24 protein-coding genes and 1 tRNA gene are annotated in these 23,174 nt (G+C 42.6%); 12 read left to right on the top strand and 13 right to left on the bottom strand.

What is annotated here, in order from left to right; all coding sequences use genetic code 11:
- From ACYPWY_RS03870 to ACYPWY_RS03810, 13 genes are read right to left on the bottom strand one after another with little or no spacing between them, the layout of a single operon-like run.
- The gene (locus ACYPWY_RS03870; RefSeq protein WP_459684124.1) at positions 1 to 954 is read right to left on the bottom strand and encodes a GDP-mannose 4,6-dehydratase; all 954 of its coding nucleotides are present in this window, start codon (positions 952 to 954) and stop codon (positions 1 to 3) included.
- 14 nt (positions 955 to 968) lie between these two features.
- Complete coding sequence (locus ACYPWY_RS03865) at positions 969 to 1,373, bottom strand: polysaccharide biosynthesis C-terminal domain-containing protein (RefSeq protein WP_459684123.1); 405 nt, start codon at positions 1,371 to 1,373, stop codon at positions 969 to 971.
- Positions 1,374 to 1,376: 3 nt separating this feature from the next.
- A complete protein-coding gene (locus tag ACYPWY_RS03860; protein WP_459684122.1) occupies positions 1,377 to 2,270 on the bottom strand; it encodes an NAD-dependent epimerase/dehydratase family protein in 894 nt (297 codons plus the stop codon).
- Positions 2,267 to 3,337, bottom strand: coding sequence for a CDP-glucose 4,6-dehydratase (rfbG, locus tag ACYPWY_RS03855; RefSeq protein ID WP_459684121.1), 1,071 nt, complete (start codon positions 3,335 to 3,337; stop codon positions 2,267 to 2,269). Before rfbG ends, ACYPWY_RS03860 begins: the two co-directional genes overlap by 4 nt.
- A 5-nt stretch (positions 3,338 to 3,342) precedes the next feature.
- Positions 3,343 to 4,122, bottom strand: coding sequence for a glucose-1-phosphate cytidylyltransferase (gene rfbF, locus ACYPWY_RS03850; protein ID WP_459684120.1), 780 nt, complete (start codon positions 4,120 to 4,122; stop codon positions 3,343 to 3,345).
- A 5-nt stretch (positions 4,123 to 4,127) separates the two neighbouring features.
- A complete protein-coding gene (rfbH, locus tag ACYPWY_RS03845; protein ID WP_459684119.1) occupies positions 4,128 to 5,474 on the bottom strand; it encodes a lipopolysaccharide biosynthesis protein RfbH in 1,347 nt (448 codons plus the stop codon).
- 7 nt (positions 5,475 to 5,481) lie between these two features.
- A complete protein-coding gene (rfbB, locus tag ACYPWY_RS03840) occupies positions 5,482 to 6,546 on the bottom strand; it encodes a dTDP-glucose 4,6-dehydratase (RefSeq protein ID WP_459684118.1) in 1,065 nt (354 codons plus the stop codon).
- 7 nt (positions 6,547 to 6,553) lie between these two features.
- Complete coding sequence (gene rfbD / locus ACYPWY_RS03835; protein WP_459684117.1) at positions 6,554 to 7,417, bottom strand: dTDP-4-dehydrorhamnose reductase; 864 nt, start codon at positions 7,415 to 7,417, stop codon at positions 6,554 to 6,556.
- 2 nt (positions 7,418 to 7,419) lie between these two features.
- The gene (gene rfbC / locus ACYPWY_RS03830) at positions 7,420 to 7,989 is read right to left on the bottom strand and encodes a dTDP-4-dehydrorhamnose 3,5-epimerase (RefSeq protein WP_459684116.1); all 570 of its coding nucleotides are present in this window, start codon (positions 7,987 to 7,989) and stop codon (positions 7,420 to 7,422) included.
- Complete coding sequence (rfbA, locus tag ACYPWY_RS03825) at positions 7,986 to 8,873, bottom strand: glucose-1-phosphate thymidylyltransferase RfbA (protein ID WP_459684115.1); 888 nt, start codon at positions 8,871 to 8,873, stop codon at positions 7,986 to 7,988. The genes rfbC and rfbA overlap by 4 nt, the downstream gene beginning before the upstream one ends.
- 9 nt (positions 8,874 to 8,882) lie before the next feature.
- Complete coding sequence (locus tag ACYPWY_RS03820) at positions 8,883 to 9,962, bottom strand: Wzz/FepE/Etk N-terminal domain-containing protein (RefSeq protein WP_459684114.1); 1,080 nt, start codon at positions 9,960 to 9,962, stop codon at positions 8,883 to 8,885.
- Positions 9,963 to 9,964: 2 nt separating this feature from the next.
- Complete coding sequence (locus ACYPWY_RS03815; protein WP_459684113.1) at positions 9,965 to 12,358, bottom strand: SLBB domain-containing protein; 2,394 nt, start codon at positions 12,356 to 12,358, stop codon at positions 9,965 to 9,967.
- Positions 12,359 to 12,375: 17 nt separating this feature from the next.
- The gene (locus tag ACYPWY_RS03810) at positions 12,376 to 13,713 is read right to left on the bottom strand and encodes a UDP-glucose dehydrogenase family protein (RefSeq protein ID WP_459684112.1); all 1,338 of its coding nucleotides are present in this window, start codon (positions 13,711 to 13,713) and stop codon (positions 12,376 to 12,378) included.
- Between the two features lie 129 nt (positions 13,714 to 13,842).
- Here ACYPWY_RS03810 and ACYPWY_RS03805 point away from each other — a divergent pair, with 129 nt between their 5' ends.
- The 12 genes from ACYPWY_RS03805 to ACYPWY_RS03750 all read left to right on the top strand — a co-directional run.
- The gene (locus ACYPWY_RS03805; RefSeq protein ID WP_459684111.1) at positions 13,843 to 14,046 is read left to right on the top strand and encodes a hypothetical protein; all 204 of its coding nucleotides are present in this window, start codon (positions 13,843 to 13,845) and stop codon (positions 14,044 to 14,046) included.
- A 206-nt stretch (positions 14,047 to 14,252) separates the two neighbouring features.
- Positions 14,253 to 14,564, top strand: a complete 312-nt coding sequence (gene rplU / locus ACYPWY_RS03800; protein ID WP_459684110.1) for a 50S ribosomal protein L21 — start codon at positions 14,253 to 14,255, stop codon at positions 14,562 to 14,564.
- Positions 14,565 to 14,589: 25 nt separating this feature from the next.
- The gene (gene rpmA / locus ACYPWY_RS03795) at positions 14,590 to 14,853 is read left to right on the top strand and encodes a 50S ribosomal protein L27 (protein ID WP_459684109.1); all 264 of its coding nucleotides are present in this window, start codon (positions 14,590 to 14,592) and stop codon (positions 14,851 to 14,853) included.
- A 391-nt stretch (positions 14,854 to 15,244) separates the two neighbouring features.
- Positions 15,245 to 16,321 carry an aldose epimerase family protein gene (locus ACYPWY_RS03790; protein ID WP_459684108.1) on the top strand — a complete coding sequence of 359 codons (1,077 nt, stop codon included), beginning with the start codon at positions 15,245 to 15,247 and terminating at the stop codon, positions 16,319 to 16,321.
- A gap of 34 nt (positions 16,322 to 16,355) precedes the next feature.
- On the top strand, positions 16,356 to 17,681 hold the full coding sequence (locus ACYPWY_RS03785) for an MFS transporter (protein WP_459684107.1): 1,326 nt from the start codon (positions 16,356 to 16,358) through the stop codon (positions 17,679 to 17,681).
- An 88-nt stretch (positions 17,682 to 17,769) separates the two neighbouring features.
- On the top strand, positions 17,770 to 18,927 hold the full coding sequence (galK, locus tag ACYPWY_RS03780; protein ID WP_459684106.1) for a galactokinase: 1,158 nt from the start codon (positions 17,770 to 17,772) through the stop codon (positions 18,925 to 18,927).
- 207 nt (positions 18,928 to 19,134) lie between these two features.
- Positions 19,135 to 19,218 (top strand) — tRNA-Leu (locus ACYPWY_RS03775).
- A 154-nt stretch (positions 19,219 to 19,372) separates the two neighbouring features.
- The gene (locus tag ACYPWY_RS03770; RefSeq protein ID WP_459684105.1) at positions 19,373 to 19,789 is read left to right on the top strand and encodes a hypothetical protein; all 417 of its coding nucleotides are present in this window, start codon (positions 19,373 to 19,375) and stop codon (positions 19,787 to 19,789) included.
- 38 nt (positions 19,790 to 19,827) lie between these two features.
- Positions 19,828 to 21,096: a peptidase U32 family protein gene (locus ACYPWY_RS03765; protein WP_459684104.1), complete on the top strand. Its 1,269-nt coding sequence runs from the start codon at positions 19,828 to 19,830 to the stop codon at positions 21,094 to 21,096.
- A gap of 29 nt (positions 21,097 to 21,125) precedes the next feature.
- Positions 21,126 to 21,791 (top strand): flavin reductase, encoded by a 666-nt coding sequence (locus ACYPWY_RS03760; RefSeq protein ID WP_459684103.1) that lies wholly within the window; start codon positions 21,126 to 21,128, stop codon positions 21,789 to 21,791.
- 138 nt (positions 21,792 to 21,929) lie between these two features.
- Positions 21,930 to 22,817: an ROK family protein gene (locus ACYPWY_RS03755; protein WP_459684102.1), complete on the top strand. Its 888-nt coding sequence runs from the start codon at positions 21,930 to 21,932 to the stop codon at positions 22,815 to 22,817.
- 113 nt (positions 22,818 to 22,930) lie between these two features.
- On the top strand, positions 22,931 to 23,174 hold a 244-nt coding region (locus tag ACYPWY_RS03750), incomplete at its 3' end, for a hypothetical protein (protein ID WP_459684101.1).

Below are 23,174 nucleotides of genomic sequence, written 5' to 3'. Positions count from 1 at the left end.
CTATTTTTGCAACCAGGTCAGCATCTTTTCAATCCCGTTTTCTTTAGATATGGCAGGTGTCCAGTCTAACATTTCCCGGGCTTTTTTAATATCTGCAACAAAAACTTTTTGATCACTTTCTCTCCACGGTATTTGCGTGTATTGCATTTTGATGCCAAGACTATTTTCTAACATCGAAAATAACTCTAACAATGACAGGCTATTTTCTATACCTCCACCAATATTAAATACTTGTCCATGTACCTTGTCTATATCTTTTGCCTTAAAATACAGACTGGTAACATCCTCTCCATGTAGTACATCCCGAACTTGTTTTCCTGTTCCCGAGATTGTAAACGGTTCTTTCAACTTTGCATTTTTTATTTCTAAAGCTTTCTGACAAAACCAGCCAATCCACCCTTGATCATACGTTGCATGCTGGTTTGTGCCGTACATGGATGAATGTCGGAATACAATAGTTTTTAATCCGTAAATGCGGTGAAAATCTAATAGATACTGATCGGCAGAACCTTTTGAACATCCATACGGCGAATGAAAGTCCAAAGATATTGATTCAGGAAATCCGAGAGGATACTCGTTACAAATATATCTCGTTTTTTCTTCTTTAAAATGAAAAGATTCAAAATCACCATAAACTTTATTTGTCGATGAATACAGAATCACCGAATCGACAAAATCTTTATCTAAGCATAAAAAGGAATATTCACTATTACCTGAAGCCAATGCTTTTAGGATATTTATTATGCCTCCAACATTGTGCTGATTTTGAATTAATCTAAATCTATCATCAGTAATTTCATTTAATAAAGTAATCGTATTATCTTCGGAGCAGTTATCCAACACAACAACATCAATATCGCTACCATTATATTTTAGAATATTGGTTACCAATTTATAAATACGCTCACCTCTATTAAACGAGGGAATACAAAAACTAACTACCTTTTTATCCATAAAAATCGGTAAAATTATACCACATCGAATTTGATTGTGTCATTAGGGTTATAATGTAAATTGGCATAGGCCAGTAATACAAAATCTTGAGAAAAATTATTCTTAAAGGAATGAGCAACATAAGGCGGTACAACAATAGTTTGAGGGGTCGAAGAATCTAATTCGAGTATGAGCGCCTCTCCTGTTTGAATATCAATTAGAGTCAACGTAGCTTTTTCTGATATAAGTGTAAACCATTCAGTAGCTACTTTATGGTAATGATTTCCTTTACTATACCCCTCTTTTGCAGAGGTTAGATATATCTCACCTGTAAATGAAGGAAGATTATTTTCTTTTCCTGTTAAGGTTTTAAGAAACCAACCTCTATCATCATTGATGTATGAGCGATCTATTATTTCTATTTTTTCTATTATACTCATAATCTATTTATTTACAAATCGTTTTAACCCTTCTTCCAGCGAAACGGTAGCCTCCCAATTTGGCAATTTTTTATGTACAGTTGTGGGATTCATCACTTCTCTATCCTTATAAGCCTTACCTCCTAAATTCACATGAACACTTTTTCCCAGAATTTTTTCAAATTGTTTAATCATATCCTTCAATCGAACACGTTCGCCGGTAAAAACTCCATAAATTTCGTTTTGGATACCTGTATCTTCCAAGAGTAATTCATAAGCCTTAAGATATGCCGAACAAACATCCGATATATGTACCATATCCAAATATTGTTCTCCGGGAGAAACATCCAATGATGTTCCATCAATACTTTTTTCCTTTAGAATATTCAAAAGTTTGGGACGCTTATCATTTTCTCCGTAAATATCAAATAATCTCAATGTTATAGCTCTAAACCGATACGCATCCGTATAATATTGTAATATTTTCTCAAAAGCTTCTTTAGTTGCAGCGTACAAATCGACAGGGTTGTATGTATCGGAATTGTAATTCTGCCACACCGAGCCTGTCCCTACAAAGAGGCGTGTAGAAGAACTTTTCATCGCTTCCAATATTTCAGCGCCAAATTGTACATTACTGTTAATCAGTGTTTTTACTTGCTCGGGACGATAGTTTGTTATTACTGCCGCTGCCAAATGAAAAACAACATCAGGATTAGTTTCTTTAAAAAAGGATATGAGGGTATTGATATTATTATCATATTCTATAACCGTTATCCGATCTTTAATATCTTCGATATTATCATAGCCAAACTCCGGTTGAGAGATAATATACAAATCCCATTCCGCTGCTAATAAATATTTTAACAGGTTTGATCCAATATAGCCTGTTGCTCCGGTAATAACTGCCTTTTTTTTCATCTTACATACCTCCTTATCTGTTCCACACACAAGTTATAAACATCATCGTCTCTATACCTCTTATACCAGTCTATTGTCAACGCCACGGTTTGATTAATGTTCATACGCGGTTCCCAGCCCAATTTATATTTGGCTTTCGATATGTCCAGCATCAGCAATTTGGCTTCGTGCAATGCATTGGGGTCGGAGAGGTCGTTCAGTTTTCCTTCGCCGTAATTTTCCACTACTTTTTCGGCAATGTCCCATACGGTGGCGATGGATTCGGTGCGGGGGCCAAAGTTCCAGCCTTCGCAATAGCCGGTTGGCTCGTGCCACATTTTCATGGCCAAAAGCATGTATCCGCTCAGAGGTTCCAACACATGCTGCCAGGGCCTTATGGCTTTCGGACTGCGAATGTCTATCGCTTTTCCGCTTTCCAATGCTCTGACGCAATCGGGGATGATGCGGTCGAGCGACCAGTCGCCTCCGCCTATAACATTCCCGGCCCGAACGCTGGCTATTGATTTGCCGTGTTTTTCGTACTCATCGGGGTTGAAGAACGAGCGTCTCCACGATGCAATGGCTATTTCTGCCGCACCTTTACTTGACGAATAAGGGTCGTAGCCGCCCATGGGTTCGTTTTCGCGATAGCCCCATATTTGCTCCTTGTTGTCGTAGCATTTGTCGGTAGTTATCATCACGCCTACTTTAACGCTATCTGTCTGGCGGATAGCTTCCATAACGTGGATGCTTCCCATCACATTTGTTTCGTAGGTGTCCGTGGGAATGGCGTAGCTTAGTCTGACCAGGGGTTGCGCGGCCAAATGGAAAACAATATCCGGCTGGTATTGCTGAAAAATGGTCGCCATCAGTTTCTTATCGCGAATATCGCCCCGAAGGTCGGTTATTTTAGCTTTCAAATCCGAAAGTACATAATTATCCCGCTCGCTGAAAGGGTCCAGCGATACGCCAATCACCTCAGCGCCCAATTCGTGTAACCAAATCGAAAGCCAGGAGCCTTTGAATCCGGTATGTCCGGTTACAAGAACCTTTTTCCCTTTATAAAAATTGTTAAATATATCAACCATCTTATTTATTCCCACACTTTCCACGGAGCATTTCCATTATCCCACATTTCATTCAATTCCGAATTATCCCGCAAAGTATCCATTGGCTTCCAAAACCCCCTGTGCAGAAAGGCGTGCATTTTTCCCTCTCTGGAGATGGTCTCTAATGGCTTGCGTTCAAAAATTACGCTATCATCATTTTCCAGGTAATCAAACACTTGAGGTTCACACACAAAATAACCGGCATTTATCCAGTTGCGGTCGCCATCGGGTTTCTCCAAAAAGGACTTTACGCGCAATGTTTCCAAATCAATTTCCAAAGCGCCGAATTTTCCGGTAGGCTTAAAGGCCGTTAACGACACAATGCTACCCGATTCTTCATGCGCCTTAATGGTGTCCGCTATATTCAAATCGGCAACGCCATCGCCATAAGTCAGCAGGAAGCGTTCGTTTCCCACATACTTCTGTATGCGTTTTATGCGTCCTCCGGTCATGGTATTCAGGCCGGTATCAACCATTGTTACTTTCCAGCGTTCCGATTTATTATCATGAATCTGGATACTGTTGTCGGCCAAATCAACTGTCATATCGCAATTATGCCTGAAATAGTTCGCAAAATATTCTTTAATTACATATTGCTTATAGCCGCAACAAACAATAAATTCGTCAATTCCATAATGGCTATATATTTTCATTATATGCCATAATATGGGTTTTCCACCTATTTCAACCATAGGTTTGGGAATTAAGTTTGTGGCTTCGCTCAGGCGAGTACCAAAACCTCCGGCAAGAATAACAGCTTTCATACGGCTTATTTTTTGTGTTCGGTAACAAATGTTTTAATCGAATCTATCATGTATTGAAGCATTTCCGGTTTCATTCCCGGATAAACGCCTACCCAAAAAGTATTGTTCAACACAAAATCCGTTCCTTTGAGTTCTCCAACTACACGGTAACCTTCTCCCGATGCGCGCATTTCGTCAAAGGCCGGGTGCTTGAGCAGGTTTCCGGCAAACAGGTTTCTTGTTTGTATTTTTTTGCTTTCGAGGTATTCGGACAGGTCATTACGGGTGAATCCGGCATCTTCTTTTACCGAAATCAGAAAACCAAACCAGCTTGGATTTGAATTTTTCTGAGCTACGGGCAAAATCAGTCCTTCGGTTCCTTCCAGTCCTTTGACTAAGGTATTGAAGTTCTGCTTCCGCGCTTCTATAATGCCGTCCAGCTTTTCGAGCTGTGCACAACCAATGGCGGCTTGCATATCCGTTACTTTCAGATTGTAGCCGAAATGCGAATAAACATATTTGTGGTCGTATCCCAGCGGAAGTTCGCCAAACTGCTTGCTAAACCGGTGGTTGCATGTGTTGTCTATACCGCCAACGCACCAGCAATCGCGTCCCCAATCCCGAAACGAATTGACTATTTTATGCAGTAGCGGGTCGTTTGTATATACGGCTCCACCTTCTCCCATTGTCATGTGATGAGGCGGATAAAAGCTGCTGGTTCCTATATGGCCAATGGTTCCTGTTTTCTTTGTTTCGCCGTTGATGGTATATTCCGAGCCCAGTGCATCGCAGTTATCTTCAACAAGCCACAGCTGGTGTTTGTCGCAGAAATTTTTCACCGCTTCCAGATTGAAGGGGTTTCCCAATGAGTGGGCAATCATCACGGCTTTTGTTTTGGGCGACAATGCCGCCTCCAGCTGAGTAACATCAATGTTATATTCGGGGATTGCCACATCAACAAAAACCGGAACAGCGCCAAATTGTATGATGGGTGTTACGGTGGTGGGAAAGCCACAGGCAACAGTAATAACCTCGTCCCCTTTCCTTATTTTCCGGTCGCCCAACAGGGGAGAGGTTAGAGACATAAAAGCCAATAGGTTTGCCGAAGAACCTGAGTTTGTCAACGAACAATACTTTATACCTAGCCAGTTGGACAAGGTCTTTTCAAATTTAGTAGCCCAAGGGCCAGCTGTTAACCAAAAATCTAAAGACGAATCAACCAAGTTTACTAATTCCTTTTCATCAAAAAAACGTCCTCCGTAATTCACTAAAGTTTTTTCGGGAACAAATTCTTTGGTTTGTCCGTGAACTTCATTGTAATATTCTTTGGTCAATTCGAGTATTTGGCTCTTTAGTTCTTCTTTTCTACTCATTTGTATGTCATCTATTTTTATACATCTTCTTATAATACTCCTGATAATCGCCGGAGGTAACATTGTCCATCCATGCCTGATTGTCAAGATACCACTTAACGGTTTTTTCTATTCCTTCTTCAAACTGGAGGGAGGGTTCCCAGCCCAGTTCGTTTTTCAGTTTGTTGGAGTCGATGGCATAACGCAAATCATGGCCTGCACGGTCGGTTACATAAGTAATCAGCGCTTCCGATGTTCCTTCGGGGCGGCCAAGCAAACGGTCAACGGTTTTTATAATTACTTTTATCAGGTCGATATTCGTCCATTCGTTGAATCCGCCAATGTTATATGTATCGGCATTTTTGCCTTTATGAAAAATCAAATCAATGGCGCGTGCATGGTCAACCACATACAGCCAGTCGCGCACATTTTCGCCTTTGCCATATACAGGTAACGGTTTATTGTGGCGGATATTGTTTATAAACAAGGGTATTAACTTTTCGGGGAACTGATACGGCCCGTAGTTGTTGCTGCAATTGGTAACTACAATCGGCAGTCCGTAAGTATCGCCAAACGCCCTCACAAAGTGGTCGCTACCGGCTTTGCTTGCCGAATAGGGGCTGTGTGGGTCATACTTGGTGTCTTCCGTGAAAAATGTGCCATCAAAAGTCAGCGTTCCATACACTTCATCGGTCGAAATGTGGTAGAACCGATTGGTAGAGTAGGGGGCTTTCCATACTTCCTTTGCCGCTTGCAGAAGCGAGAGCGTACCCATCACGTTGGTTTGTGCAAAAGTAAAAGGGTCTTTGATGCTACGGTCAACATGGCTTTCGGCAGCCAGATGAATAACGCTGTCGATAGCGTATTCTGTATAGATGTTCAATATACGGTCAAAGTCGCAAATATCGGCTTTTACAAACAAATAATTCGGCTTGTCTTCTATATCTTTCAAATTGGCGAGATTGCCTGCGTAAGTCAACTTATCCAGATTTACGATGCGGTATTCGGGATACTTGTTCACAAACAATCGAACAACGTGAGAGCCTATAAATCCGGCTCCACCCGTAATCAGAATATTACGTTTGAATTCCATTTGCTTATTATTTGGTTTGTAATTTTGTTATACATTTTTTCAACGAATCTTTCCAGTAAGGAACAACATAATCGAAATCGTTCTTTAGTTTTGTTTTATCCAAAACCGAAAATGCCGGACGTTTTACTTTACTCGGAAATTCGTCCGAATGGCAAGGTTGCACATCGCACACATTACCGGCCAAAGCAGCTATCTCTTTGCTGAAGTCGAACCACGAGCAAACCCCCTCGTTGCTGAAATGATATATGCCTTCGCGCTTTTTATCGGGTGAACGGTTGATTATGTGGAAAATAACGGCTGCCAGATCGGCGGCGTAAGTCGGTGTTCCTACTTGGTCGAAAACCACTTTCAGGCTCTCTTTTTCGGCTGTCAACCGGAGCATTGTTTTCACAAAATTGTTCCCGTATTCGGAGTAGAGCCAGGCTGTACGCAGAATGATATACCGGCATCCTACTTGCTGAATCGACTGTTCGCCGGCCAGTTTGGTTTTTCCGTAAACACCCAGCGGGTTTGTTGGCTCATCTTCGGTGTAGGGCAGATTCTTATTCCCCTGAAAAACGTAATCCGTTGAAACATGGATAAGTATGGCGCCTGATTCTTTGCAAACAACAGCCAGATTTTCTACTGCCTTGTTGTTGATTAAATCGGCGGTCTTTTCATCGTCTTCGGCCTTATCCACATTGGTATATGCCGCACAGTTGATAATGGTGTCGATACGATTCCCGGATGCAAACGAACGGACGGCATTCAGATCGGTAATGTCTAACTCGGCAACATCGGTAAAGAAGTAATTATTTCCGTTGTATTCCGCTGCCAACACACGTATTTCGTTGCCTAATTGCCCATTAGCTCCGGTTACTAATATATTCATAGTCAATAGAGATTTTCGTTAAAATCAAAAAGGTATCCGGCATCCTTCAGGCGATTATGCTGTCTGTCTTTTTCGGACAGCAACACCTTGCCGGGTTCTACTTTCCAGTCAATTCCCAAATCGGGGTCATCCCAGGCCAACGCTCCTTCGTGCTGAGGTGCATAGTAATTATCGCATTTATACTGAAAAATTACGGTCTCGCTCAATACGGCAAATCCATGAGCGAAGCCTCTTGGAACAAAGAATTGCCGTTTATTATCTTCCGTCAGTTCCACAGCTACATGCTTTCCAAAAGTAGGCGAGCCTTTTCTGATGTCCACGGCCACATCCAGCACCTTGCCTTTTACTACGCGCACCAGCTTCGACTGAGCGTAGGGTGGTTTTTGGAAATGCAATCCGCGAAGAACACCATAGCTCGATTTGGATTCGTTATCCTGCACAAACTGAGTTTTGCATACGTTTTCTTCAAATATTTTCTGCGAAAACGATTCAAAAAAATAACCGCGGTCGTCCGTAAATATTTTGGGTTCTATGATATAAACACCTGCTATGTCGGTTTGAATGAAATTCATCTTCTCTTATGTTCTTTTACTACTTTCAATAAATATTGTCCATATTGGTTTTTGAGCATGGGCTTGGCCAACTCTTCCATTTTTTCGGGCGTAATCCATCCCTGACGGAACGCAATACCTTCCAAGCAGGCAATTTTAAGCCCTTGCCGTTTTTCAAGTACTTCGACAAAAATACTGGCTTCGCTCAACGAATCGTGCGTACCTGTATCCAGCCACGCAAAACCACGTCCCAATAACTGTACTTTCAGTTCTTTTTCTTTCAAAAACTCCTGATTTACAGTCGTGATTTCCAGTTCGCCACGGGGCGAAGGTTTTATGTTTTTGGCCACATCAACTACCTTGTTCGGATAAAAATACAATCCTACAACGGCATAATTCGATTTCGGTTCGGCAGGCTTTTCTTCTATGCTCAACACATTTCCATCGCCATCGAATTCTGCTACGCCATAGCGTTCGGGGTCGCTCACCCAATAGCCGAATACGGTTGCTTTTTGCTGTTGTTCTACTGTTTCGACGGCATTCTTCAACATTTCGGTGAGGCCATGCCCGTGGAATATATTGTCGCCCAGCACCAAGCATACCGAGTCGTTTCCTACAAATTTGTCGCCAATGATAAACGCTTGCGCCAGGCCATCGGGCGAGGGTTGTTCGGCATACTCAAATTTTACGCCGTAATCGCTGCCATCGCCAAGCAAGCGCTTGAATCCCGGAAGGTCGTTCGGTGTCGAAATTATAAGGATTTCCCTTATTCCGGCCAACATTAACACCGAAATGGGGTAATAAATCATCGGTTTATCGTAAACAGGCAACAACTGTTTACTAACCCCTTTTGTTATCGGATATAAACGTGTACCCGAACCGCCAGCCAATACAATGCCTTTCATATCTCTACTTTATTGTTTCAGACTATTTTTTATATCCGCCAAAAAATCTTTTACCAGTATCCATCCACTTGCAAAAACCGCAAATACAAAGGCAAAGCCTATGATTATTATCTTCTTCTTGGGGCTATCGGCAAGCAGCGGTTTCACTGCCGGCTGAATAACCGAATACACAGGCGTTTGATCCTGAACTTTGATTCTTGCCATCTGCAATTGCTGCGCCGTCTGGCTGTAAATGCTATATGCCAGCGAGAGTTCTTCCCGCAACCGGTCTTGAGTAGTTTTATAACGGGCGGATGTTATATTCATGTTTGCATCCAGATACGATGCATACGCTTGCTGCGCTTTATCGTATTCGGCTTTGCTTTCGCTAAATAAATTTTCGGCGAAAATCAAATCCTTGCGGGCTTTTTCTGTCCTGTAATTTATTACATACGACTGCAGATAGGATATAACCGTATCGGCAATATACGCCGATATTTCGGGACTTTGCATCGTTGACGTCAAGGTTATAATATCTGTTTTTTTATCCACGGTTACGTTCAAACGCCCTTTGATTGCTTGTAGAATAGCCGATTCTGTTGCCGATAAACTGATTGGCCCGGATGGTTGACCTTCGCCGGCAGCCGGTGATGAAGACTCCTCTTCCGATGCAAAAAGCATAAATGGCAATCCCATGATATAATTCCACCAAGCCGATTTTTGCCGTGTTTCGATATAAGCATACAACGTGGTATCAATCTGATTTTCTCTATCGACCACGCGAACATCAAATAAACCAACAATAAAAGGTGTAGATGATAATATATTGGGGAAAAATTCGGGAGCAATCGCCTCCGAAGAATTCGAGTTCCCAATGTTCATGCCGGTCATTGATGCTAAGACCCCAATGTTTCCTCCAACTTTTCCCTTAGGTTCGGATACCAGCACAACTTCAGTCTTGTATTCTTTCGGAATGCTGAAAGCTACAACAATACCTATAACAAAACCCACACCCGAAGTAACGAGTATAAATAGTCGTTTTTTCCATAGTTTATTAACTAACTCAATAATATCTATTTCTGTTTCTTTTTTTTCTCCGGTATCAGCCATATTTATCTTGTCATTAAATAAATTAACATTGTCATTACACTTGCAACAGATGTTACAACGGTAGAACCAACAGTTACAATCTCGGCCATGCTTGTCTTTTTCCCGACCTCTTTTGATGGGACTACTATTTCACAACCTGGTTGAATAACATTTTTATCTCCCCCTTTAGCCTTGGTAACCGTTCCGTTCGTGTAAATTACATACATCTTATTCTTTTTGGCATTATCCGCATAGCCACCGGCTTGATTGATATAATAAGAAACTTTCTTCTTATTCTGAAACAATACCGTATTGGGATGCATTACCGCGCCATTTATCTTAACCGTGCTTTCGTATTCGGGTATAATTATCCGGTCTCCTTCGCGCAAAACCAGGTCATAATCGGAATTCGGATTCGACAAGGCCTTATCCAATTCGATGCCCACATCATAAAACTCATCCAAATTCAGCGTTTTAACCGATATTGAATCTTTCAAGCTTCCTTGCATCGACATTTTCAATGCTGTTTGCGACTTGAACAATTCCTCTTCGGTGCGTTTTCTGACAAGTCTTGCTCCCTTGGAATAGGCATCGGTTGTCAGGGATCCGGCTCTTTTTATTACATCCGAAATCCGCTCTGTTTTTTTGTTTAAGGCATACGTTCCGGGGAAAGTAACTTCTCCCTGCAACACAATATTCTGTTGGGTATGGTAATTGGGGCTTCTCCGCACGTAAATATGATCGTAGGGTTCCAAGGCAAAGCCGGAGGTTCCATCAACTACTAATCCATCTTTTAAACCAAACGTATATGTTTCCGACAATACCCGGTCATCACTCAGACTACGCGGGTCGGAAACCCGGCGGGCAATATCCACTTTAACCATGGAGGCCGACTCCAATAATCCTCCTGCCTGAATAATCAAATCCTCCAATGTTGTATTATCGGCATAGGCGTAAGACCCTGGCCGGGGTATTTCGCCATAAATGGTAAATATCTTATCTTCTGTTATATCCGTCATCGAAGGAATGTAGAACGTATCGTTTTTCCGTAGTGGAATATCCGGTATTTCGCCACTCAATAGCTTCCTTACATCAACGGCGACTGTTTCGCTTGTCAAATCATCTTTTTCCCTTATAATAACACCTCTGTTCAGAAAAGCATCGCCACGCAGTCCTCCGGATTTTTCTATCAAATCCTTCACGGTTTTCACATCGGCTCCAATTTCATAAAAGCCTCCTCTGAAAACAGCGCCTTTTATTTCTACCCGGTTCTCGAACAAGTCTAACCCGGGACTGACCACCAGCAAGTCTCCATCGGCTATGTCGAACGAGCTAAAGTTCTCTTGATTGAGCGTGTATATCTTTTTCTGGTTGCCGCTCAATCGTGTAAGGCGCACATTGTCTTTATAGGCATCACCCACAAAGCCACCGGCATAATTAATCAGGTCGAGGACTGTTTCGTCCGTTCTCATTTCGTACTTCATCGGGCGTTTTACTTTGCCCGTAATCTCAACCAAACAATTGTACGGCGAAACAATGATGACGTCTTTGTCATTCAGGCGGACATCGTCTTCCACATTTCCGTTCAGAATATACTGGTATATGTCCAAATCTTTCAACAATTTCCCGCTCCGATAGATTTTTATCGAACGAAGAGAACCGATGTCGTTCACTCCTCCCGATCGATAAAGGGCATGCAGTACAGTAGATAGGGACGAAACGGCATAATTGCCGGGTACAGATACTTCGCCCATAACGCTCACCTGAATGGTGCGTATCCGTCCGAGCGTCAATTTTATTTGGGAACTACCGTCTCCTACGCCTGCAAACACATTGCTAAACCTGTCTCGAAGATACTTGTTGGCTTCTTCAACAGTCATTCCATTCAAATAGACAGGGCCGATAGCGTCGATGTTTATATTACCTTCGGGAGAAATTGTTTCCCTGATTGTCATTTGCGAAGCGCCCCAAATTTCGATGATGACTTCATCGCCTGTTCCCAACATGTAGTTCACCGGAGTAGGGGAGTTTACATCGGGGGAAAAAGTTAGTTTTGGGTTATTAAAAATATTTCGGCCAAAGATACTCGCACCCGCAACTTCATCTTTCACGTCATTAAATTCCTTGTCCGAAACGCCCTCTTCAATCGGATTTTCTCGTATAACTCCGGTTACAGGTGTTGTTTGTTTGGTTTTTTCTTGAGTTTGCCCGTATTTTTCTTGTATCTGCTGAAGACGCGCAGGGGTTATGCCTTGTTTCAGCAAGGCCGTTGCGATGTCTTGTTGAGATATATTCTTTTTATTTTGGTCTGCGATAAATTCAACAATCTGATCATCAGTCATTGTGCTTTGAGCATAAAGAATACCCCCGCCAAAAACGGTTGAAAAGAAAAATAGAGCCACTAAAATATTTTTCATATACAATCTCACTTAATTTAGTTTTTTTGCGATGCATTTCCAATGCTATAATACTGGAATCCTGCATCCGTTATATCTTCTTTATTATAAACGTTACGCCCGTCGAAAATAACGGGATTTTTTACAACTTTCTTTATCACCGACCACGAAGGAAGGCGAAATTCATTCCATTCAGTAACCAGTACGATGGCATCGGCATCTAAAACCGAATCGTATATGTCTCTAGCATAGCTGATTCTGTCTCCCAATCGGCGTTTTGCTTCTTCCATTGCAACCGGGTCGTATGCGCGGATGCTTACTCCGTCTTTCAACAAACTTTCTACCAGCGTAATAGAAGGCGCTTCGCGCATGTCATCGGTTTTGGGTTTGAAAGCCAGCCCCCACAAAGCAATTGTTTTTCCTTTCAGGTTTCCATCAAAATATTTCAGCAGTTTTTCGTGCAAAATACTCTTTTGTTTTTCATTCACATCTTCCACTGCTTGAAGCACTTTCATCTCGTAGCCGTACTTCTTGGCCGTATTGATGAGCGCCTTTACGTCTTTTGGAAAACAGCTTCCGCCATATCCGCAACCGGGGTATAAAAATTTTGAGCCTATTCTCACATCGGAACCTATTCCGGCGCGTACTTTGTTCACATCCGCCCCAACAAGCTCGCACAGGTTGGCTATATCGTTCATAAAGCTAATGCGTGTCGCCAGCATGGCATTTGCTGCATATTTAATCATTTCCGCCGATGGAATATCGGTGTATATCATGCGGTAGTTGTTCAGTATGAATGGTTTATACAGCCTTTCCATCAGTTCTTTTGCCTTGTCGGCGCCTGCATCCAATCCCACAACAACCCTGTCGGGATGCATGAAATCGTCCAGAGCAGTCCCTTCTTTCAAAAATTCGGGATTCGAGGCCACATCAAATTCCAAGTCCGAAAGCCCGCGTTTATCGAGTTCGTCTTTGATGGTTTTCTTCACCAGCCGGGCAGTTCCTACTGGAACCGTACTTTTGGTTACTACTAAAATGTATTTTGTTAAATTTTGTCCGACAGTGCGCGCAACATCCAATACATATTTCAAATCGGCGCTTCCATCTTCGTCGGGAGGAGTTCCCACTGCATTAAAAACAACGTCCACCTCATTCAATACATTTTTCAGGTCGGTAGAGAACTGTAAACGTCCGGCACGGTGGTTTCGGGTAACCATATCTTCCAATCCGGGCTCATAAATCGGAATAATTCCGTTCTTTAAATCACTAATCTTTTTTTCGTCTATGTCAATACAGAAAACATCTGTCCCCATTTCCGAAAAACATGTTCCGGTAACCAGCCCTACATAGCCTGTCCCTACAATTGCAATTTTCATGTTTGTATTTTGTATTTATGTGCAAAATAAAAGCACGCAAAGGTAAGCCTTTATTTTCACATACAGAAAATGATTTACGAAATATTCGACTAAAAACTGAAAACTCAAAGGATACCCCAGGGCAACCGCATGAAAAAAATTAGAACTACTATTACGGATGAGATTCCTCCCTTTGGTCGGAATGACTTGCCTGTTGGTGGTTTAAGGGATGAGGAAGCGGCGGCGAAGCCGCCGCTTCCTCATCCCCTCTCCCCAAAAAGAGACGGTCATTTCGAGCGTAGCGAGAAATCTCCTGCTCATATCAGCAACTTTACCGAAAGGCATAAGCGGTAAAATTTTTCATGCGTTTGCCATGGGGATACCCCAAGCGCTTAAAAAACTTTAACATAATTTAGAACGAGTTTGGCATGTAAATTAGAAAATAGAATTTGTTTTTTTGAAGAAAACAACTACTTTTGTGTCCCGATTGCTAATAGGCAGACAAGAAATCTCGGTTGAAGATTCGCCTCAGGCACGTAACAAGCAAATACATTATATATATGTACGCTATCGTTGACATTCAGGGACAACAATTTAAAGTAGAAAAAGATCAGAAATTGTTCGTCCACAAAATTGATGCAGAACAAGGCACAACTGCCGAGTTTGAAAAAGTTTTATTAATAGACAATAATGGTACTGTTACCATTGGCTCCCCTGTTATTGAGGGCGCAAAAGTAGTTGTTGAAGTAGGCTCCCTTGTAAAAGGCGACAAAGTGCTGGTTTTCCACAAGAAAAGAAGAAAAGGACACCGTAAATTAAACGGACATCGCCAACACTTCACCGAAGTAACAGTAAAAGACATTATTGCTTAACCCCCCCTTAAAAAGTTAAAAGAAAATGGCACATAAAAAAGGAGTCGGTAGTTCAAAGAACGGCCGCGAATCAGAAAGTAAAAGATTAGGTGTTAAAGTTTTCGGTGGCGAAATTGTGAAAGCAGGAAATATCATCATTCGCCAAAGAGGTACAACTCATCATCCGGGCGAAAATGTGGGTATTGGTAAAGATCATACCTTGTATGCCCTTATTGATGGCACAGTTGCTTTCCGCCGCAAAAGAAACGACAGATCGTTTGTTTCGGTTTTGCCGAAAGCAGAAGCGTAAAACAGTTCGATAACTTGTCTTATATATATTAATGTGTATCTGCCAAAAAGTTGGCAATAACAATAAAAGACAAAAAACACACAACTAAACCCCGAAGAAATTCATTTTTCTTCGGGGTTTTTCTTCTTTTTCCGGCTAACTTTTTACGCTATTCGGGCTTTTTCGGCAAAATTCTTCTTCTTTTGAGACAAAATTCTTGTTTTTTGACATATAAAAGAGGAATAAATATCAATTAAAAACACTAACTTTGGTACGTTTTTTTACCTGCAATAGCTTCTGTCTTATTGTATGTTTTAGAACACATCTTATTATGGGGAAGAATAACAAAGTTGGTGTTATTTTTACGTCCAAATCCAGATAGAGTAGAATTAACTTTAAAATATATACCATTATGAGTTTTGATAAACCAGTAAAAACAAAGTCTGGATTGAATCCCGGCGAGTTTGATGCCAAGGTGGACGGAAAACAAGTTCAGCTTTTTGTTTTAACGAATAAATCGGGCGCCGAAATTACGGTAACAAACTATGGAGCCAAAATAGTTTCGTTGCTGGCAGCCGATAAAAAAGGCAATTGGGTGGACGTAGTCTTGGGACACGATTCCATTGCCGAATACCTGAAATCAGAAGAACCTTACTTTGGCGCTGTTTGCGGCAGAACTGGCAACCGGATTGCCAAAGGCAAGTTTACGCTGGAAGGAAAAGAATACAGCCTTGCTGTAAATAATGGCCCGAATAATCTTCATGGCGGACTTAAAGGTTTTAACGCAGTGGTGTGGGATGCCAAACAAACAGACGGGCAAACGCTCGAACTCACTTACTTCTCCAAAGACGGCGAAGAAGGCTTCCCCGGAAACCTGAGCGTAAAGATAACTTACAAACTGACGGATGACAACGCCCTGGAGATAGCCTACGAAGCTACCACGGACAAAACCACCATCATCAATCTCACCAATCACTCCTATTTCAATTTGTCGGGCGCCGGAGACCCTTACATTGGCGACCATCTGGTGAAAATTTATTCGGACGAATACCTTCCGACCGATGATACGGCTATACCTTACGGAAAACCCGCAAAGCTGGCCGGAACTCCCATGGATTTTTCGGACGAAACCGCAATCGGGGCGCGTATCAACGAACCGTTTGAACAGCTTATTTTCGGAAAAGGCTACGACCATACCTATATATTGAACAAAAAGGCAGGCGATTTGGCTGTGGTATGTTATTCGCCCAAAACGGGCATCGTTATGGAAACATACACCACCGAGCCGGGTGTGCAAATGTACACCGGAAACTGGATGACCGGAAACTTTGTGGCCAAAAACGGGCAACGCTACCCCGAACGGAGCGCGGTTTGTTTTGAAACACAACACTATCCCGACAGCATAAACAAACCCGAATATCCGACCGTGATACTGAAACCTTCGGAGAAATTTGAAAGCAAAACCAGCTATAAATTTTACACTAAATAATAACTAATTACAATCTAACTAAAAACAAAATTTTATGACAAATCAAAAACAAAATGGCAACATAGTAGCGATAGTAACTATGATTTTCCTGTTTGCCATGATTTCTTTCGTAACCAACCTTGCAGCGCCTATTGGCGTTATCTGGAAAAACCAACCGGCATTGGAAGGCTCAAACTTCCTGGGAATGATGGGGAATATGATGAATTTCCTCGCCTACCTGTTTATGGGTATTCCCGCAGGTAAATTGCTGACAAAAATCGGTTACAAAAAAACCGCGCTTGTAGCTATTGCAGTTGGCCTTTTGGGTGTATTTATCCAATACTTGTCGGGCGTAGTGGGCGTTGGCGCCGAATTGTTCAGCTTGCCGGCAAATTTCTTCGTTTATTTGTTCGGTGCATTTGTTGCCGGTTTCTCGGTTTGTATGTTGAACACGGTTGTAAACCCGATGCTGAATTTGCTGGGTGGCGGCGGAAACAAAGGCAACCAGCTATTGCAAATCGGTGGTTCATTCAACTCACTTTCGGCAACGCTTACACCTATGTTTGTAGGTGCATTGATTGGCGAAATTACCAAAGATACGGCCATTACCGATGTTAATCCTGTGCTGTACATAGCTATGGTGGTTTTTGCTGCTGCATTCGTCATTCTTTCGTTTATTCCGATTACCGAACCGCAAGCAACAGCTACTGCATCTACAAAATTTGACCACAGCCCGTGGAGTTTCCGCCACCTTGTATTGGGTGTTGTGGGTATCTTCATCTATGTGGGCATCGAAATCGGCATCCCCGGCACATTGAATTTCTTCCTTTCGGACGTTACGGACAAAGGCGCGGGCTTAGACCCTGCAAAAGCTGCCTCCATTGGCGGTTTTGTGGCCGGAACATACTGGTTGCTGATGCTCGTTGGCCGGTTCCTGGGCGGACTTGTCGGCGGTAAAGTGTCGAGTAAAACGCAGCTTACTGCCGTTTCTTCGTTGGGTATTGTGCTGGTATTGCTTGCCATCTTCCTGCCTAATGAAATTGGAACCAAGATGCCCGTATTCACAGGCTCGGGCTTTGATGCTGTTACAGTGCCGATAAGCGCCTTGTTGCTGGTTCTTTGCGGACTTTGTACTTCCATTATGTGGGGGGGGATTTTCAACCTCGCAGTCGAAGGCTTGGGTAAATATACGGCAGCCGCATCGGGTATCTTTATGATGATGGTAGTTGGCGGCGGTATCTTGCCTTTGGTGCAAAACTGGATTGCCGACATAACTTCTTACCGGATCAGTTATTTCGTAATCATCGCCGGTCTTGCTTACTTACTGTATTACGCCCTGATTGGATGTAAGAATGTAAATAAAGACATTCCGGTAGATTAATAATCAGCAAATGTGTAAATCAGCAAATTAGCAAATGAATATGAGTTTGCTGATTTGCTGATTATTTAAAACTCAAATTAAAATAATAATGGATACATCAAAAATTCAAGAAAAATTCAAATCACTTTATGGCTCGGAAGGCGTAGTGTACACCTCTCCCGGACGTATTAACCTTATCGGGGAGCATACCGACTACAACGGCGGTTTTGTATTGCCCGGCGCAATTGATAAAGCTATCTATGCTGTTATCAAACCCAATGGCACAAGCAAAGTACGGGGCTATGCACCCGATGAAAATGCCGAAAAAGTATCGCTCAACAGCGAATTCGGACTGGAGGAAGCCGACAAACCAAACGAACGTTGGGCGCAGTACATCTTCGGCGTGGTTCGCGAAATGACTAAAAGAGGCGCAAAAATACCCGGATTCGACATCATTATTTCGGGCGATGTGCCGCTCGGAGCAGGTATGTCGTCGTCGGCTGCACTCGAAAGTTGTGTGGGCTTTGCTCTCAACGATACATTTAATTTAGGTTTCGACCTTTTCGAGCTGGCGCTTATCGGCCAGTCAACCGAACACAACTATGTGGGTGTGAAATGCGGTATCATGGATCAGTTTGCTTCATGCTTCGGCAAGGAAGGCTCGCTGATTCGTCTTGATTGCCGTTCGCTGGAATACGAATATTTCCCATTCAATCCCAAAGGATACAAGCTGGCGCTAATCAACACCTGCGTGGCGCACATGCTTGGCGGAGAATACAACGAACGCCGCGAATCGTGCGAAAGGGTAGTGGCAGCCATCGCTCAAAAGCGCCCCGAAGTGAAATTGCTTCGCGATGCCAACTTGGATATGCTGAAAGAAGTTTCGGCCAAAGTGAGCGCGGTGGATTATATTCGCGCCGAGTTTGTTATCGAAGAAATCCAACGGTTGCTTGATACTTGCGAATACCTGAAAAAAGGCGATTACGAAGCCGCAGGACGCAAAATGTACGAAACACATACCGGCCTGAGCCTGAAATACACAGTTAGTTGCCCCGAACTCGACTTCCTCAACGAAAAAGCCAAAGAATACGGCGTTGCCGGTTCGCGCGTTATGGGTGGAGGATTCGGCGGATGTACCATCAACTTGGTGAAAGATGAATTGTACGACAACTTCATCGAAAAAACCACCGAAGCATACGAAAAGGAATTCAAAATCAAACCTCTCGTATATGACGTAGTTATCAAGGACGGCGCTAGGAAACTGTGATAACGAATAAACCTTTATACAACGATGACCGGAGGATTTTTTCTTCCGGTCATTTTTTTGCGGTCATATTGATATTAATATTGACAACGAGATTCAAAATCTCATTTTCTCGTTTTCAATCTTCCCTTTGATTTTTCTACAAAAAAAACGCTTTAATACAGTTCTGTTTTCGGAAAAAAGTATTAAATTTGCACACCAATAAAGTATGCACATGTGGTGGAATTGGTAGACACGCTACATTCAGGGTGTAGTGGGCGATAGCCTGTGTGAGTTCGAGTCTCGTCATGTGTACTTGGTAATGATTTGAAAGCCAGCCGGAAAAGTTGGCTTTTGTTGCCCCAAAAAGAGAGGTTAACATGGAGAAACTGCAATCTCCATCTCTTTTTGTTTGGTTTTATCCTTATATTGTGTAATTTAGCATTTCAAATACATAAAGTTAGTAGTTATGAATATAGAAGGTATAAGAATCAATAATTACCTGCGAACTAAAGCCGACAGAAAAATATTCAGGGTTACCAAAATTGAGGTCATTGATGCAAATAATGCGAAAATAAATGACATAAACGCCCTTGAAGTAGAAGAAATTCCTCTTAGCGACGATTTGCTTCTAAACCGGTGTAACTTTGAAGTGAAACGAAGTATCAGTTGCATAGCGCTAGCCGTTTTGTTGAAGGATGTGGACAAATTCTACATCGACGAAAAATTTATCCTCATAAAGGAAAAAGGAGACTACAAACTGTTCTTGTCCAGTTTCTCCACCGAATCGCGGCATGGTGTTGAAGAAAAGAAACTGAACTACCTGCACCAGCTTCAAAATGCCTATTATACAATTGCAGGGGAGAATTTAGCAGTTAGTATCTAATGTGCGCTAATTCGATTTATGAGAAAATACAAAAAACAATGAGAAATACTGCCGAATTTGAGATAATGTCTCCTGTTGGGTCGTATGATTCGCTTGCTGCGGCCATTCAGGCGGGGGCAGGCTCGGTTTATTTTGGCATCGAAGGCTTGAATATGCGTGCCAAATCGGCGAATAATTTTACCTTCGCCGATATGCGGAATATTGCCGGAATATGCAGGGAGAATAATATAAAAAGCTATCTGACAGTCAATACCATTATCTACGATAAGGATATTGAGCTGATGAAGCAGATAATAGACAAGGCAAAAGAAGCGGGAGTATCGGCCATTATTGCCTCCGATGTGTCGGTGATGATGTACGCCCGCAGCATTGGCGTTGAGATACATTTGTCCACCCAGTTGAATATCACCAATACCGAAGCCCTTAAATTCTACGCTCGGTTTGCCGATGTGGTGGTGTTGGCGCGCGAATTGAATCTGAATCAGGTGGCCGCCATCTATAACGATATAATTGCTCAGCAAATCAAAGGCCCCGGCGGCGAACTTATCCGCATCGAGATGTTCAGTCATGGCGCCTTGTGTATGGCTGTGTCGGGGAAATGCTATCTGAGCTTGCACGAGAAAAACCTTTCCGCCAACAGGGGAGCCTGCAACCAGATATGCCGCAGGGGATACACCGTAAAAGATAAGGACAGCGAAATAGAACTCGAAATAGACAACGAGTATATCATGTCGCCCAAAGACCTGAAAACCATCCACTTTATGAACAAAATGATGGATGCCGGAGTGCGTGTATTCAAAATAGAAGGACGCGCCCGCGGGCCGGAATATGTGCGAACAGTAACCGAATGCTACAAGGAAGCCGTGAAAGCCTATTGCGAGGGAACGTTTTCCGAAGAAAAGGTAAAAGGCTGGGACGAACGCCTTAAAATGGTGTTCAACCGCGGATTTTGGGACGGCTATTATTTAGGCCAACGCCTGGGCGAGTGGTCGATGAATTATGGTTCGGAAGCAACCAAACGCAAGGTATATATCGGGAAAGGGATTAAATATTTCTCCAATTTGGGTGTAGCCGAGTTTTTAGTGGAAACACAATCGCTGAAAGTAGGCGACGAAATACTGATTACCGGCCCTACAACCGGCGCCATAACCCAAATTGTGGACGAAATACGCGTTGAGCTCAAACCGGTGAACGAAACCCAAAAAGGCGAACGCTTCTCAATAAAAACAGATAAAATTCGCCCCTCCGACAAGCTATTCAAACTGGTAGCCGTGAATCCTGAACGAAATTTTATTGAGAAAACATAGAAAATTATTCAATAACTAAAATATAACGGATGAAAAAAGTATTATTATTCGCATTGAGCCTGGCATTTATGGCTGCTTGCACCGAAACGAAAAAAGAAAATTCCGAAGCGGCAGACGCCACTCAGGCAGACTCAACGCTTGAAGCGGTGGATGTGAAGACGAAAACCTTCGACGAGTTATTCCAGGCAATTGATGCAACGGCCTTGACCGACAATGTGTTCAAAACTGTAGGGCAGGATTTTACGGTGATTACTGCCGGCGATACGCTAACTTATAATTCGATGACGGCCAGTTTCGGCGGTTGGGGACTGCTGTTCGAGAAGCCCGTAACCTGGTGTTTCCTGCGCGCAAATCGCTACACGCTGGAGTTGATGAAAAAGGAAGAAACCTACACCATGTCGTACTTCGACGACCAATATAAGGATCAGGTGTTGTTTTTCGGTTCAAAAACAGGAAAAGGCACCAACAAAATGAAAGAAACCACCCTGACCAACGTATTAACCCCATCGGGCAACACAACCTACAAGGAAGCGCGCCTTATTCTTGAGTGCAAACTGATGGAAATAACGACTGTTAGCCCCAAAGATTTTTACAAACAAGAATACATAGACTTTATAGAATCGGGGTATAAAGATGCAAAAGCATACCACAAGCTGGTATTTGGCGAAATCACCAAAATCTGGGTGAAAAAGTAGAATTAACTTTTATTTACCTATCTCGGGGAAATTTTGGTCGAATGATACTGCAATGTATCTGTTAAATGACTATTTTTGGTACGTTTTTAAATAAAAGCTAAATAAACAATCTTATTAAATTCACCTCAATAAAAAAACATGAAAAAATATGCAATTGGCGCCGATATAGGCGGAGGACACATTACAACAGCCTTAATAGATTTAACAGCTGCCGAAATTGTCAGGGATAGTGATTTTCGTTTAAAAGTTGACGCATTGGGAAGCGCCGAAAGTATCTTGTCCGCCTGGACAGAAGCTATCGCAAAAATAGTGCAAATTGCTGAAGAAAAAGGCATTGACCCAGAGTTGATAAAAGGAATAGGTTTGGCTATGCCCGGCCCATTCGACTATCCCAACGGAATCTGTTTGATAGAAGAACAAGAAAAATTCAGGTCTCTTTTCAAAATGAGCGTCAGGCAGGAATTGGCCGGTCGCACCCATTTCAAACCGGAGAATATTCGCTTCAAGAACGATGCCGAATGTTTTTTGTTGGGTGAAGTCTTTGGCGGAGCCGGTAAAGGCAGCAAAAGAGCAATTGGTATCACCTTGGGCACCGGATTTGGTTCGGCATACTACTTTGATGGCGTATCGGAAGATGCCAACCTGTGGTGTGCGCCATTTAAGGGCGAAACCGCTGAGTATTACATCTCTACCAGCTGGTTTATCAGACGTTACGAAGAACTGACCGGTACAAAAATATACGAAGTGAAAGACTTGGTTGACGGCGTTGTGAACAGTACCGATGCAAAAGCAAAACAGGTCTTTGATGAATTCGGAGAAAGTCTGCACGATTTTTTGGTTCCACTGGCAAAAGAACAGAAAGCCGATACAATTTTAATGGGTGGTAACATCGCGCTGTCGGAACATTTGTTTACCGGTTTGTTGAGAAAAGACCTGAATGAGTTGAATCCACCGGTGCGCGTAGTCATTACCGCATTGGGCGAAGAAGCTGCCCTGATGGGTAGTGCAAGTCTGTTAAACGACTAAGAAACTGTTTCTTATTCTATTTATAATACCGAAGGGATGTACATAATTGTATGTCCCTTTGTTGTTCGGAAGAAGAATTTTATCTATCGGGTATATGATAAAATTATAAAACTATGAGTGTAGAATTAGAACGAATAAATCCCGGCGATAGCGCCAATGCCGTAGCAGATATTGTTTACGACAACGACAATGCTCTTTTAACGGAAATATCCGAAAAAGCAGACAAAACCAATCAATCCGGCGACGAAGTAGTCTATGCCCCGAATGGCGTAGTAGAAGCGCCCGAAGACGTCCTCACCGAAGAGAACATCGCCGGAAAAGTGGAAGGCATCGCCTATAAAACCGGAGACGCCCCCA

It is taken from the genome of Viscerimonas tarda, assembly GCF_054601255.1.
The sequence above is the reverse complement of the archived record's forward strand: the minus strand, read 5'-3'. Positions and strand labels throughout refer to the sequence as shown.

Bases quoted from the DNA above. Each gene is read 5' to 3' on its own strand.
- ACYPWY_RS03870 (WP_459684124.1), bottom strand. From the start codon at position 954: ATGGATAAAAAGGTAGTTAGTTTTTGTATTCCCTCGTTTAATAGAGGT.
- ACYPWY_RS03865 (WP_459684123.1), bottom strand. From the start codon at position 1,373: ATGAGTATAATAGAAAAAATAGAAATAATAGATCGCTCATACATCAAT.
- ACYPWY_RS03860 (WP_459684122.1), bottom strand. From the start codon at position 2,270: ATGAAAAAAAAGGCAGTTATTACCGGAGCAACAGGCTATATTGGATCA.
- rfbG (WP_459684121.1), bottom strand. From the start codon at position 3,337: ATGGTTGATATATTTAACAATTTTTATAAAGGGAAAAAGGTTCTTGTA.
- rfbF (WP_459684120.1), bottom strand. From the start codon at position 4,122: ATGAAAGCTGTTATTCTTGCCGGAGGTTTTGGTACTCGCCTGAGCGAA.
- rfbH (WP_459684119.1), bottom strand. From the start codon at position 5,474: ATGAGTAGAAAAGAAGAACTAAAGAGCCAAATACTCGAATTGACCAAA.
- rfbB (WP_459684118.1), bottom strand. From the start codon at position 6,546: ATGGAATTCAAACGTAATATTCTGATTACGGGTGGAGCCGGATTTATA.
- rfbD (WP_459684117.1), bottom strand. From the start codon at position 7,417: ATGAATATATTAGTAACCGGAGCTAATGGGCAATTAGGCAACGAAATA.
- rfbC (WP_459684116.1), bottom strand. From the start codon at position 7,989: ATGAATTTCATTCAAACCGACATAGCAGGTGTTTATATCATAGAACCC.
- rfbA (WP_459684115.1), bottom strand. From the start codon at position 8,873: ATGAAAGGCATTGTATTGGCTGGCGGTTCGGGTACACGTTTATATCCG.
- ACYPWY_RS03820 (WP_459684114.1), bottom strand. From the start codon at position 9,962: ATGGCTGATACCGGAGAAAAAAAAGAAACAGAAATAGATATTATTGAG.
- ACYPWY_RS03815 (WP_459684113.1), bottom strand. From the start codon at position 12,358: ATGAAAAATATTTTAGTGGCTCTATTTTTCTTTTCAACCGTTTTTGGC.
- ACYPWY_RS03810 (WP_459684112.1), bottom strand. From the start codon at position 13,713: ATGAAAATTGCAATTGTAGGGACAGGCTATGTAGGGCTGGTTACCGGA.
- ACYPWY_RS03805 (WP_459684111.1), top strand. From the start codon at position 13,843: ATGAAAAAAATTAGAACTACTATTACGGATGAGATTCCTCCCTTTGGT.
- rplU (WP_459684110.1), top strand. From the start codon at position 14,253: ATGTACGCTATCGTTGACATTCAGGGACAACAATTTAAAGTAGAAAAA.
- rpmA (WP_459684109.1), top strand. From the start codon at position 14,590: ATGGCACATAAAAAAGGAGTCGGTAGTTCAAAGAACGGCCGCGAATCA.
- ACYPWY_RS03790 (WP_459684108.1), top strand. From the start codon at position 15,245: ATGAGTTTTGATAAACCAGTAAAAACAAAGTCTGGATTGAATCCCGGC.
- ACYPWY_RS03785 (WP_459684107.1), top strand. From the start codon at position 16,356: ATGACAAATCAAAAACAAAATGGCAACATAGTAGCGATAGTAACTATG.
- galK (WP_459684106.1), top strand. From the start codon at position 17,770: ATGGATACATCAAAAATTCAAGAAAAATTCAAATCACTTTATGGCTCG.
- ACYPWY_RS03770 (WP_459684105.1), top strand. From the start codon at position 19,373: ATGAATATAGAAGGTATAAGAATCAATAATTACCTGCGAACTAAAGCC.
- ACYPWY_RS03765 (WP_459684104.1), top strand. From the start codon at position 19,828: ATGAGAAATACTGCCGAATTTGAGATAATGTCTCCTGTTGGGTCGTAT.
- ACYPWY_RS03760 (WP_459684103.1), top strand. From the start codon at position 21,126: ATGAAAAAAGTATTATTATTCGCATTGAGCCTGGCATTTATGGCTGCT.
- ACYPWY_RS03755 (WP_459684102.1), top strand. From the start codon at position 21,930: ATGAAAAAATATGCAATTGGCGCCGATATAGGCGGAGGACACATTACA.